The organism is Ensifer sp. PDNC004 (assembly GCF_016919405.1).
GTDB lineage: Bacteria > Pseudomonadota > Alphaproteobacteria > Rhizobiales > Rhizobiaceae > Ensifer.
This window is the reverse complement of sequence record NZ_CP070354.1, coordinates 411,777-423,740: the sequence shown is the minus strand read 5'-3', so window position 1 is coordinate 423,740 and position 11,964 is coordinate 411,777. Positions and strand designations below refer to the sequence as shown.

General features: G+C 62.9%; 10 protein-coding genes. 1 reads left to right on the top strand and 9 read right to left on the bottom strand.

Annotated features, from left to right (window positions below; all coding sequences use genetic code 11):
- Positions 1-117: 117 nt before the first annotated feature.
- The 8 genes from JVX98_RS30320 to JVX98_RS30285 form a co-directional block, all read right to left on the bottom strand.
- Positions 118-348, bottom strand: coding sequence for a hypothetical protein (locus JVX98_RS30320; protein ID WP_192448382.1), 231 nt, complete (start codon positions 346-348; stop codon positions 118-120).
- 132 nt (positions 349-480) lie between these two features.
- A complete protein-coding gene (locus tag JVX98_RS30315) occupies positions 481-1,185 on the bottom strand; it encodes a gamma-glutamyl-gamma-aminobutyrate hydrolase family protein (RefSeq protein ID WP_192448381.1) in 705 nt (234 codons plus the stop codon).
- Positions 1,186-1,287: 102 nt separating this feature from the next.
- Positions 1,288-2,250, bottom strand: a complete 963-nt coding sequence (locus JVX98_RS30310) for an ATP-binding cassette domain-containing protein (protein WP_205239554.1) — start codon at positions 2,248-2,250, stop codon at positions 1,288-1,290.
- Complete coding sequence (locus JVX98_RS30305; RefSeq protein WP_205239553.1) at positions 2,247-3,158, bottom strand: ABC transporter ATP-binding protein; 912 nt, start codon at positions 3,156-3,158, stop codon at positions 2,247-2,249. Before JVX98_RS30305 ends, JVX98_RS30310 begins: the two co-directional genes overlap by 4 nt.
- Entirely contained in the window at positions 3,155-3,976 is an 822-nt protein-coding gene (locus JVX98_RS30300) for an ABC transporter permease (protein ID WP_043620630.1), read from the bottom strand. The genes JVX98_RS30305 and JVX98_RS30300 overlap by 4 nt, the downstream gene beginning before the upstream one ends.
- 5 nt (positions 3,977-3,981) lie before the next feature.
- Complete coding sequence (locus tag JVX98_RS30295; protein WP_205239552.1) at positions 3,982-4,917, bottom strand: ABC transporter permease; 936 nt, start codon at positions 4,915-4,917, stop codon at positions 3,982-3,984.
- 81 nt (positions 4,918-4,998) lie between these two features.
- Positions 4,999-6,591: an ABC transporter substrate-binding protein gene (locus JVX98_RS30290; protein WP_205239551.1), complete on the bottom strand. Its 1,593-nt coding sequence runs from the start codon at positions 6,589-6,591 to the stop codon at positions 4,999-5,001.
- A 55-nt stretch (positions 6,592-6,646) separates the two neighbouring features.
- Positions 6,647-8,272 carry an amidohydrolase gene (locus tag JVX98_RS30285; RefSeq protein ID WP_205240058.1) on the bottom strand — a complete coding sequence of 542 codons (1,626 nt, stop codon included), beginning with the start codon at positions 8,270-8,272 and terminating at the stop codon, positions 6,647-6,649.
- 204 nt (positions 8,273-8,476) lie between these two features.
- Between JVX98_RS30285 and JVX98_RS30280 the strand changes: the two genes are divergently transcribed.
- Complete coding sequence (locus JVX98_RS30280) at positions 8,477-9,418, top strand: LysR family transcriptional regulator (protein WP_205240057.1); 942 nt, start codon at positions 8,477-8,479, stop codon at positions 9,416-9,418.
- A gap of 53 nt (positions 9,419-9,471) precedes the next feature.
- Here JVX98_RS30280 and JVX98_RS30275 read toward each other — a convergent pair whose 3' ends face one another.
- Positions 9,472-11,922, bottom strand: coding sequence for an FAD-dependent oxidoreductase (locus tag JVX98_RS30275; protein WP_205240056.1), 2,451 nt, complete (start codon positions 11,920-11,922; stop codon positions 9,472-9,474).
- Between the last annotated feature and the right edge of the window lie 42 nt (positions 11,923-11,964).

The window sequence follows — 11,964 nt, the reverse complement described above, 5'->3', positions numbered from 1 at the left end:
TTGAAAGGGTCGCGCGCCGAGAGGTTCGGCCGGGGTAGTTCGCCGACCGCTCCACATGGACCAGGAATGCCACCTCATAGGCCGCCTTGCCGCGGCCTATCTGTGTGGAAGACATCCTTAAGCGGAGAATTTCACCGTTACGCCGCGCTGCCGAAAGTATGCCTGCATCAGCTTCCGTCCGGAACGGTTGTTTTGCACGAGCCTGGTCGGATCGAAGACGGCCTCTTTCAAACCAGCCCGCGTCAATGCTGCCTTGAGCGTCGCGATATGAAGATCGATGTCGGCATTGTCTGCCTGCAGCGATGCGTAAATGCGATCTGTTGCCTCTGCTACGGTCGGTTCGCTCACTCTACACTCCTGTTGCTGTCTGCCGGCGTTCGGCACGCCTCTCGGCTTGGCCCTATTTGCTGGCGCCGCCAACGTCAATCGCGAGACGGCAAAATGTGCTTCCGGAAGAGCGCAACAAGGCCGTGGAGCAGGTTATCGAAGGTGCCGGTTTGACGCCTCGACGAAGGCGTCGAAAACGCGAGCGCCCGGATGGCTGTCCGCATCCAGCATTTCAGGGTGCCATTGCAGCCCCATGGCAAAGGTCTGCGAGGCGACCTCGATCGCTTCGACCACTCCATCGGGGGCTCGGGCAGTCACGGTCACGGCATCGGAGACCTCGACGATCGCTTCGCGATGAAACGTGTTCACGGCGAATGTTTCGACGGCGAGGATGTCGGCCATTCTGGTGCCGGCGACGATGCTGACGTCATGCGAGAAATTGGCCTGGTCGTGATTGAGCGCGCCGGGCCACGACGAATGGACATCGGAAACCATCCGGCAACCGTTGAGGCAGCCGAGCATCTGCATGCCGTTGCAGATGCCCAGCACCGGCTTGTCGCGCGCAAGGAAGCTTTCCATCAATGCCATGTCGACGGCCAGTCGATCCGAGGGCGGATATTGGGATTGGTCTCCTTCGACATACCAGCTTTTCGGGAAGTTGATGCGGCCGCCGACGCTTAGGAACCCATCAAACTCCTCGACGACCTGGTCGACGATGTCAGGGATATAGGGAATGCCGAAGGCAAAGGCGCCGGCGCGGCGAAGAGCGGAGAAGTAGTTTCTCGATACGTCATAGCGTCCGCCACCCGCACTGGTGTTTTCATCCATGATCACGGCGATCTTCGGCATGCGTTTCATTGGCTCATCCTAGATTTCAAAGATTCCACGCTCGGATGTCGAGCAACCTAGCCCATCTTTGCCGCAAGGCGGAACAAGGCTTCGCTCAACACATTCCATCGGTTAGGCCAAAGCCATCCGAACCCGATGGTTTCTGCCGATCTCGATCAGCTCGGACCGCACGGGGGCAGTAAAGACATCCGGCGCGGTGCTGCCATCGGAAACGAAGCTGCGGCCGGAAAGGTGCGGCACGGCGACGTCGCTCGCCTGCCCCGCCGCCGGCTTCAACGCCGCATCCGGATCGGGAATGGCGGCAATCAGCCGGCGCGTGTAGGGATGAGTGGGTGCTTCGAAAATCTCGCGCCAGCCGCCCTCTTCCACGACTTCGCCGAAATACATCACCAACACCCGGTCGCTCATATGCTCCACCACGCTCAGATCGTGGCTGATCATCAGATAGGACAGGCCGAGCTTTTCCTGAAGGTCGAGCAGGAGATTGATGATCTGCGCACGGATCGACACATCGAGGGCAGAGACCGGTTCATCGAGCACGACGATTTCAGGCTCGAGGATCAGCGCGCGGGCAATGCCGATGCGCTGACGCTGGCCGCCGGAGAACTCGTGCGGATAGCGCCCGGCCTGTTCGGGCGTCAGGCCGACATTCTTCAGCATCGCCTCGATGCGGCCCTCGATTTCCGAGGCGGCGGTAACACCGTGCAGGCGCAGCGGTGCAGCGAGCGAAGTGCGCACGGACTGGCGCGGGTTGAGCGAGGCATAGGGGTCCTGGAACACCATCTGCACCGCCTTCGCCCGGTCCATCCGGTGCGGCGCGCCGGGCCCCGCCAGCGGCTGACCACGATAGCGGATCACGCCCTCGGTCGGTTCCTGCAGGCCGAGGATGGAGAGCGCCGTCGTCGACTTGCCGCAACCGGACTCGCCGACGATCGACAGGCATTCGCCCTTGGCGAGCTCGAAGCTGATGCCGTTGACGGCGTGGAGCGTACGTCGTCCTTTGCCGAGCAGGCCGCCGCCGGAAATCGGGAAACGGACGTGGAGATCGTCCACCTCTAACAGCGGAGCGGTCATGGCTGGCTCCCCTCCAGTTCACGGGGCGTGATGAAGCGGCTTTCCGTCAGCTTCGAGCGGTCGGCGATGATGCTGTCGATATCGACGAGCCGCTGCCGCCCATGCTCGCTGCGGCTGCCAAGGCGCGGCAGAGCGCCGAGCAGGCCGCGGGTGTATTCGTGCTTCGGGCTTTCAAAGAGCGCCCGCGTCTCGTTCTCCTCGACGAGGCAACCCGAATACATCACCCCGACGCGCTGGCAGATGCTGGCGATGACGCCGAGGTCGTGGCTGATGAAGAGAACGGCCGTGCCGCGTGCCGCACAGAGTTCCTTGATCAGCCGCAGCACCTCGGCCTGCACGGTCACGTCGAGGGCCGTCGTCGGCTCGTCGGCGATCAACAGGTCCGGACTGCAGGCAAGCGCCATCGCGATCATCACCCGCTGGCGCAGTCCGCCGGACATCTGGTGCGGGTAGTTCCTGGCACGCCGATCAGGATTGGGCACGCGCACGTTCCCGAGCGCCTCGACGGCGAGCTTTTCGGCTTCCGCCCAGCTTTTTCCCTGATGCAGCACGAACATCTCGGCGATCTGTCGTCCGACCGTCGAAAGCGGGTTCAGCGCCGTCATCGGCTCCTGAAAGATCATGGCGATACGGTTGCCGCGCAGCCGCCGCATCTCACGCTTCGGCAGCGCCAAAAGGTTCTGTCCCTTGAACAGTATCTCGCCGCCGGTGACGGCGAGCGGCCGTTTCAAAAGGCCCATGACGGCAAGCGATGTGACCGATTTTCCGGAACCGGATTCGCCGACGAGGCCATAGGCTTCGCCGGGCATGATCTGGAAGGAGACGCCCTTGAGCAGTGGATGGTGGCTGGAACGGCCGAGCGAAACGCCAAGCTGGAGGTCCTTGATGTCGAGAAGCGGCGCGGTCATGGCTTGCGCGTCCTCATATGCGGATCGAGGCTGTCGCGCAGTCCGTCGCCGAGAAGGTTGAAGCCGAGCACCGAAAGAAAGATGGCAAGGCCGGGAAAGAGCGCCGCCCAGGGGGCGAGCTGGATGAGTTGGCGGGCATCGGTCAACATCGAGCCCCAGCTCGGGAACGGCGGCTGGATGCCGAGCCCGAGGAACGAGAGTGCAGCTTCTGACAGCACCGCCGAGCCCATGCCGAGCGTCGCCATGACGAGGATCGGCCCCATCATGTTCGGCAGGATTTGCGTGAACATGATGCGCAGGTCGCCATAGCCCAGCGTCTGGGCCGCCTGCACGTAGCCCTGCGATTTCAGCGACAGCGTCGAAGACCGGGCGATGCGGCAGGTCCAGCTCCAGTTGGTGAGGCCGAGCGCGATCAAAAGCGACGGCAGCCCGGGGCCGAGCACCGCCATCACGGCAAGCGCGAAGATCAGCGAGGGGATCGCGAGCATGACGTTGGTCAGGCCGTTGACCAGGTCGTCCCACCAGCCGCCCCAATAGCCTGCGGTCATACCGAGCGTGACGCCGATGATCGAGTTGATCACCTGCGACACGATGCCGACGGTCAGCGAGATCTGCGCGCCGTAGAGAATGCGGGTATAGACATCGCGTCCCTGCGCGTCCGTGCCGAACCAGAAGGTGGCGTCCGGTGGCAGTTCGGAATTCATCAGGTCCGCATCGAGCACCGGGTCGAAGGGTGCGATCCAATGGGCAAGGAGACCGGCGAAGATAACCAGCGCCGTCAGCGTCGCACCGAGCCAGAAGTTGAAGCCGAGGCGCATGGGCGTCACTCCTGCTTGATGCGCGGATCGATCGCGGCATAGACCAGATCGACGGCGGTATTGATGATCAGGAACCACAGCACGATGACGAGGATCGTGCCCTGCACCACGGGAATGTCGCGGATCGCCACACTGTCGACCAGGAGCGAACCGATGCCGGGCCAGGCGAACAGCTTTTCGATGACGACCGCCTGGCCGATCAGCGAGCCGAACTGCAGGCCGACCGTGGTGACGATCAGCACCAGCGCATTGCGGGCCACATGCCAGCGCACGACCTTCGCCTCGCTCATGCCTTTGGAATGGGCGGTGCGGATGAAATCGGCGTTCAACACGTCGAGCACGCCGGCCCGCGTGGTACGCGCAAGCAGCGCCAGCGGTGTAACGCCGAGGGTCACGGCCGGCAGGATGAGGTTTTGCAAAGAGCCGTCGCCATAGCCGAAACTGGGCAGCCAGTTCAGTTGCAGCGCGAAGAGGTACATCATCAAAAGGCCGAGCCAGAATTGCGGCATGGAGAGGCCCGAAACCGCGCCGATCATCGTCACGGTATCGAGAATCGAACCGGGCCGGAGTGCGGCAAGAAAGCCGAGCGGCACGCCGACGACGATGGCAAAGACCATGGCGGCAACGGCCAGCTGAAGCGAGGCGCCCATGCGGTCACCGATGAGGTCGATGACCGGCTGGCGCGTGCGGAAACTGGTGCCGAGATCGAACTGGGCGAGATCCGTGACATAGGTCACGAAGCGCTCCATCAGCGGCTTGTTCAGACCGAACTCCTCGTTGAGGCGAGCGATCATTTGCGGATCGGCGGCGCGCTTGCCGTCAGCAAAGAGGCTGGCCGCGAAGGTACCGGGGACGACGGAGAAGATAACGAAGATCAGCAGCGCCACCACGACGATCGTCGGGACGACCTGCAGAATGCGGCGCAGGGTAAAACGAAGCATGAGCGGTTCCATTTTGGCCACCCGACTGGGTGGGACAACTGATGTGTGGGGCGGCCGAAGCCGCCCCGAACCTCTCAAGGGCTATTTGCGTGCGTCCGGAGCCGTGTCGTCGATCCAGATCTCGTCATAGGGCTGAACCGCCAGTTCCGTCGCGTTCGGGACAAGGCCGTGGATCCAGGGCTGGTAGGCCATGACGGCCTTGTTGTAGTTGAAGAACCAGACCGGCGCATCGTCCTGCACGATGTTGTTGGCCTGGCGAAGCAGATCGCCCTGCTTGGCCGGGTCGCGTTCCTGCTGGGCCGCCTCATAGAGCTTGTCGAAATCCGGGCTCGAATAGCTCGCGTAGTTGCAGGCCGACTGCGCCGTCTTGGAATAGAAGCAACGCAGCGCATTGAGCGGGTCGGGACCGGACAGGTTCGACCAGATGAAGGCCTGAAAGTTGTTCGACGTCACGGCATCGCCAAGCGCCGAGCTTTCGACCGGTTTCGGCTTCACGGTGATGCCGACCTTCTTCAGCATCGGCAGGATGGCTTCGACGATCGGCACGCCCCAGCTTTCGTTCGGGCTCGCCGTCACTTCGAATTCGAAGCCATCGGCATAGCCTGCTTCTGCAAGGAGAGCCTTGGCCTTCTCAGGATCGAAGGCGTAGGGCGCCTTGTCCTTGTCGAAGGCCGGCGAAGACAGCGGCAGCCAGCCGGAAGCCGGGTAGGCCTTGTTCTTGACGAGCCGTTCGATGATCAGTGGTGCGTTGATCGCATGGTTGATCGCCTGGCGGACCCGCTTGTCCTTGAAGGGTTCGAAGGCCGGGTTGAAGCCGATGTTGCGCGTATAGACCTCGGCGACTTCGAGCAAGTGGTCCTTGAGCGCGTCCTCACCCTGATAGGCCTGGTACTGGGTAGGCCCGAGGATGGAGACATCGATTTCCTTGTTGCGGAATGCGACGTCGCGCGCGGCGTCCTCGGCCATCAGCACGATGTTGATGCGGTCGAGATAGGGCTTGCCCTCCTCGTAGTACTTGTCGAACTTTTCGACGACGACCTGCGAACCCGGCACGTGTTCCTTGAAGACGAAGGCACCGAGGCCGACGGGGGTCTTGGCGAAGCTCGATTCATCCTCGACATTCGACGGATAGATCACCGTCGTGTTCTGCATCAGCGGGAAGCCGGGGTTGATCGGTCCGGTATAGGTGATCTCCAGCGTGTGGTCGTCGATCTTCTTGAGACCGGAAATCTCCTCGGCCTTGCCGGCGATGAACTCATCCGCACCCTTGATGACGGCAATATAGCTGGCGCCCGGGAAGGCGTTCTTCGGGTTGGCGATGCGCTTGTAGCTGTAGATGATATCGTCGGCCGTCAGCGGCTTGCCGTTGTGGAAGACGGCATTGTCGCGCAGGCGATAGGTGTGCACCGTACCGTCCTCGGACACCTCTTCCGAGCTTGCGAGTTCCAGCACCGGCTTGTTCTGGATCGAATCCCAGCTGTAGAGGGCGCGGTGGATCGCCTGGGTGATAAATTCTTCCTGCGTGTTCGGGCTTGCCTGAACATCAAGCGTAGCGAAGCTCGAGCCATAGGGTGCGGTAAAGACGAGCGTTCCGCCGTGGCGTTCACCCGCAGCCAGCGCTCCGGTTGCCACCCCGAGGCCGAGCATTGCGGCCAATGTCAATCTTTTCAGCATGCTGTTTTCCCTCTCGTGCCGTTTTCGGCTTTGTGTTGGTCAGTCCGGCAGGCCGTCAGCGCGCGTCATGCACGACGCGGCCTGCAAGCAGGGTCATCAGGCAGCGTGTGCCTGAGAGGATGGTGTCCGCCGGTGCTTCCAGCAGGTCGTTGTCGAAGACGGCAATGTCGGCCCATTGGCCCGGCACCAGTTTGCCCTTCACGCCCTCGGCCCTCTGCGAATAGGCGCCATACTCCGTGTAGGCCTGCAACGCTTCCTCGCGGCTCAGCTTCTCCGTCTCCACCATCACGGTGCCCTTGCCGGTCTTGCGCGTGATCATGGCGTGAAGGTTCGGGAAGGGGTCGGGCGAGCAGACCGGCGAGTCCGAGCCTGTCGAGGGCTTGAGGCCCATGCGCATCCAGGTGCCGATCTGGTAGGACGCCTTGCCGCGCTCATCGCCCAGCACCGAGATGTAGCTGTCGCCGAAGTCGTGGATGAAGGCCATCTGCGGCGCCGGCAGAATGCCGGCCGCCTTCATGCGCCGATCCTGCTCGGGGCTCGAGAAGCCGCAATGCTCGATGCGATGACGCCGATCCGGATCGGGATTGGCGGCCAGCGCCTTTTCATAGGCGGTGACCAGCTGCTCGATCGCACCGTCGCCGATCGCGTGGCAGGCCATCTGATAGCCGCGGTCGTGGCAGGATTTGACGATCGCCTCGACATCGGCATCCGGCAGCATCTGCACGCCGAGATTGTCGGGCTCGCCGAGATAGGGCTTCGTCATCCAGGCGGTGCGCCCGCCGGCCGAGCCGTCGAGGAAGATCTTCACGGCACCGACGCGCAACAGGTCGTCACCCGCGCCGGAAATGAGCCCCGCCCGCCATGAATCCTCGACGATCGAGACGCCGGGATCGCCCAGCAGCGTCAACCAGACGCGCACCGGCAAGCGGCCGGAAAGCTTGGCCATCTCATAGGCCTGGATTTCGGCAAAGCCGGCGAGTTGGCCGACCGCCGCATCCATACAGCTCGTAATGCCGAGCGACAGAAGATAACGCCCTGCCCGCTCGATGCCGTCGATCAACTCCTCCGTCGTCACCTCGGGAATGGCCGTCTTGATGAGGTTCTGCGCGTTTTCCGCCAGGAACCCGTTGAGGCGCCCGTCCGTGGTGCCGATCACGCCGCCGTCGGGTACCGGCGTCGCCTCGGTGACACCGGCCAGGCTCAGCGCCAGCGAATTCGCGATGGCCACATGGCCGCACGCGCGCGTCAAAAGCACGGGATGATCCGGCACGGCGCGGTCGAGTTCCTCCCGGGTCGGATGGCGGCCGACATCGAGCTTGACTTGGTCATAGCCGCGCGCTCGTACCCAGCCACCCTTCGGCGTCAAGGCGGCCCGTTCGGCAAGTTTTGACAGAAGCGAGGCAAGCGTCGGCGCGGCGGCAGGCGTCGCATCGACCCAGCCCATGGTGATGCCGGTGGAAATCAGGTGCAGGTGATTGTCGATGAGACCGGGGCTGGCAAAACGGCCTTCGAGATCGATCACCTCGGTATGCGGCCCCTTGAGGCTCGCCATCTCGGCATCGCTGCCGGTCGCCAGAACCTTGCCCTGCCAGATGGCAACGGCCTCGCTGGTCCCCTCCTCCCTGCCCCGCCAGATACGGCCGTTGTGCAGAATAAGATCAGCGTGAAGCTGGAAGGCCATTAACAATCCCCCTTTTGTTATCAGCTTGATTTCGTGAGCCTCCTCGCTGCCTCGAAATCAGAACTGTTTGCCTTGGGCGCAACGTGGAAGGTTTGTCGGGGTTTGGCTAATTCGCTTTTAGCAAAGGCTGATGCAATATCGGCATAGCGATTTCCTTCCAAGGACTTATGATCCCCTCAGCTGCAACGTAGGGGAGATCTGGGCATGGAGATCAAGTGGCTGGAGGACTTCGTGACGCTTGCCGACACATCGAGTTTTTCGCGCGCTGCCGAGTTGCGCAACGTGACTCAGCCTGCCTTCAGCCGTCGCATCAAACAGCTGGAGCGCTGGCTCGGCGCAACGCTGATCAACCGCGCCACCATGCCGGCGGAACTGACGTCGGCAGGTCGCAATTTCCTGCCCATAGCACAGGAGGCAATCCGAACCTTCTATGCAGCACGCGAGTCGCTGCGCCCGTCGCACGAAGAAGGCCTCATCCGCTTTGCCGCGCTCCATACGCTGACGGTAACGATCTTCCCGGGCTGGCTCAAACTGCTGGAAAATGCAGGTGGCGCCTTCAGCACCTCGCTGATGCCCGACCGCGGCGGCATCGAGGCCAATCTTGACGCCCTGATCGGCGACGAGGCGGATTTCTTCCTGACCTATGCGCATTCGGAGGTGCCGTTCCATCTCGACCGCGCACAATTCTCGTCGTTGACGATCGCCCATGACCGGCTGATCCCGCTCGCCGCGGCAAAGGTCTCCATCCCCGATGGCACGCTACCGGGACTGCACATCCTCGATCGGGCCGTGGCGCACCCGCGGCTCTCCATTCCCTATCTGAGCTACGGGTTCAATTCCTTCTTCGGTGTCGCCCTTTCGCGTCTCATGCTGCGGCGCCCGCCCTTCCGGCGTCGCACCACGCATGAAAACACGATCAGCGCCGGGCTGATGAACATGGCCATGACGGGTGCCGGCGTTTGCTGGCTGCCCGAAAGCCTTGCCCGTGACGCGATCGATGCCGGGGCTCTCGTACCCGCTTCCGCGGATCGGGGCTGGAATCTCGACCTCGAAATACGCCTCTACCGTCATGCGGCAACGCGCAGCCGCAGGGTCGAAGATCTTTGGCAGACGGCAAAGCTCCTGCTGGAACGCGAGCCCGCCTAGACAGGCTCGCGGAAAGATCAACGCGCGCAATTCGCCGTGTCACGGACGGTGGTCTAAATCTTGACCTTCAGCGCACGCGGATCGTAGGCCGGCGCCACATGCGCCGTCGCGGCATAGCGAACGCCGGCAAGATCGATCTCGAAGCGCTCCCCCTCGAGGAAGGTTTTGTCCACGCCTTCGGGGCTTTCGAGCAGTCCGAGTGCGACCGAACGCCCGAGCGTGTGACCGTAGGCGGCAGAGCGGACCTCGCCGACCGGTTTTCCCGCACGCAGGATCAGTTCGCCGCCCCAAAGCATCGGCAAGGGATCGTCGAGCGTAAACTGCACGATGCGACGCGACGGCGTGCCCTTGGTCTTTGCAGCCACGAGCGCATCGCGGCCGACGAAGCCGTCGGGTTTTCCCAGAGCAACAGCAAAGGCAAGACCGGCCTCGTAGGGGTTGATGTCGGGTGTCAGTTCCCGGCTCCAGGCGCGATAACCCTTCTCCAGCCGCAACGCCTCAAGCGCATAGTAGCCGCAATCCATGAGGCCGAACGCGCGACCGACCTCGTGCAGCGCCTCGTAAACACCAACCGCGAATTCTGTCGGCACGATCAGTTCCCAGCCGAGTTCGCCGACATAGGTCATGCGGTTGGCAAAAGCCGTGGCGTAGCCGATATCGATCTCGCGAATGGTCGCGAAGGGAAAGCCCTCGTTCGAGATATCGGCCGACGTGAGCTTCGAGAGAATGTCGCGCGACTTCGGCCCCATCAGCGCCAGGACTGCATAGGACGACGTCACGTCGGTCAAAGTCACGTGGGCGTCCGCGGCAAGGTTCTTGCGGATCCAGTCCGCATCATGCACCGCTTGGGCCGAACCTGTGACCAGCAAGAAGCAATCGGCGGCAAGTCGCATGACGGTTAGGTCGCTCTCGTAGCCGCCCCGGGCGTTCAAGAGGCCGGTATAGACGGAACGGCCGATCTCGCCGTCGATGTCGGCAGCGCAGATGCGATTGAGCGCCGCTGCCGCATCCCACCCCTGGACAAGCAGCTTGGCGAAGGAGGTCTGGTCGAAAATGCCGGCAGCGTCGCGCGTCGCCTTCATCTCGCGCCTGACCGCTTCATGCCAGTTCTGCCGACCGAAGGAATACTCGGTCACCGGGCGCTCGCCTTGCGCGGCAAACCAGTTGGCCCGTTCCCATCCCATTTTCGAGCCGAAGCACGCGCCCTTGGCGGCAAGGCGATCGTAGAGAGGCGAGCGGCGGAAGGGGCGCGCCGTATCGAGCTCCCGATTTGGCCAAGGCATCGCATAGTGCAGACCGAGCGTTTCCTTGACGCGATCGTGCAGCCAACGCGGATTGTTGTTGAAGCCGGCGAAGCGACGGATATCGACCGGCCAAAGATCCATGGTCGGCGCGCGGTTTACGATCCACTCGGCAAGGGCTCGACCTGCCCCGCCGGCGCTGGCAATCCCCATGGAGTTGAAGCCTGCGCCGATAAAGAAGTTCTTCAGTTCCGGCGCCTCGCCGAGAATGAAATTGTTGTCCGGGGTGAAGCTCTCCGGGCCGTTGTAGAACTTCTTCACTTCTGACGTCGCAAGCTGCGGCACGCGCTGCAGCGCATTGTGCATCAGGATTTCGAACTGGTCCCAATCGTCAGGCAGAAGCGCGAACTCGAAATCATCGGGAATGCCGGCCATGCCCCAGGGCTTGGCTTCCGGCTCGAAGCCGCCCATGACGAGCCCGCCGACTTCCTCCTTGAAATAGATGTAGCCGTCGGGATCGCGCATGACCGGCAGATCCGGATGCACGCCCTCGATGCGACCGGTGACGATGTACATGTGCTCGGCCGAGTGCAGCGGCACGGTGACGCCACACATCTGGCCGACCTTGCGCGCCCACTGCCCGGCGCAGTTGACGACGATCTCCGCGGCAATGGCGCCCCGATCGGTTTCGACGCCGGTGACGGCGCCGTTCTTGGTCGAAATACCGGTCACTCGGACGCGCTCGATCACCCGCGCGCCGCGATTGCGTGCGCCCTTGGCGAGCGACTGGGTGAGATCGGTCGGATTGGCCTTGCCGTCGCCCGGCAGCCAGACGGCGCCGACGAGATCGTCGATCGCCATGACCGGCCAGAGATCCTGCGCCTCCTTCGGCGAGATCACCTCGATCGCCACACCTTGTGCACGGGCCGAGGCGGCCGTGCGTTTCAACACGGTCATGCGGTCTTGCGTGCGGGCAACCGAGAGGGAGCCACAATTCTTCCAGCCGGTGGCAAGTCCGGTTTCGGACTCCAGCTCGCTATAGAGCTTGGTCGAGTATTTGATCAGACCCGTCATGTTGGCGTGGCTGCGCAACTGACCGACGAGACCGGCCGCATGCCAGGTCGTGCCGCCACTCAGCTGCCCCTGCTCCAGCAAAACGACGTCGTTCCACCCGAGCTTGGTCAAGTGATAGGCGACCGAGCAGCCGATGATGCCGCCACCGACGATGACGACCTGTGCCTGTTTTGGAAATTCCTGCGCCATGAAACGACCTCCCGAACCCATGGAAGGCCGCACGGTAACAAA

Excerpts from the sequence above, each read along its gene's own strand:
- JVX98_RS30315 (WP_192448381.1), bottom strand. The coding sequence starts at position 1,185 with ATGAAACGCATGCCGAAGATCGCCGTGATCATGGATGAAAACACCAGT.
- JVX98_RS30310 (WP_205239554.1), bottom strand. The coding sequence starts at position 2,250 with ATGACCGCTCCGCTGTTAGAGGTGGACGATCTCCACGTCCGTTTCCCG.
- JVX98_RS30305 (WP_205239553.1), bottom strand. The coding sequence starts at position 3,158 with ATGACCGCGCCGCTTCTCGACATCAAGGACCTCCAGCTTGGCGTTTCG.
- JVX98_RS30300 (WP_043620630.1), bottom strand. The coding sequence starts at position 3,976 with ATGCGCCTCGGCTTCAACTTCTGGCTCGGTGCGACGCTGACGGCGCTG.
- JVX98_RS30295 (WP_205239552.1), bottom strand. The coding sequence starts at position 4,917 with ATGCTTCGTTTTACCCTGCGCCGCATTCTGCAGGTCGTCCCGACGATC.
- JVX98_RS30290 (WP_205239551.1), bottom strand. The coding sequence starts at position 6,591 with ATGCTGAAAAGATTGACATTGGCCGCAATGCTCGGCCTCGGGGTGGCA.
- JVX98_RS30285 (WP_205240058.1), bottom strand. The coding sequence starts at position 8,272 with ATGGCCTTCCAGCTTCACGCTGATCTTATTCTGCACAACGGCCGTATC.
- JVX98_RS30280 (WP_205240057.1), top strand. The coding sequence starts at position 8,477 with ATGGAGATCAAGTGGCTGGAGGACTTCGTGACGCTTGCCGACACATCG.
- JVX98_RS30275 (WP_205240056.1), bottom strand. The coding sequence starts at position 11,922 with ATGGCGCAGGAATTTCCAAAACAGGCACAGGTCGTCATCGTCGGTGGC.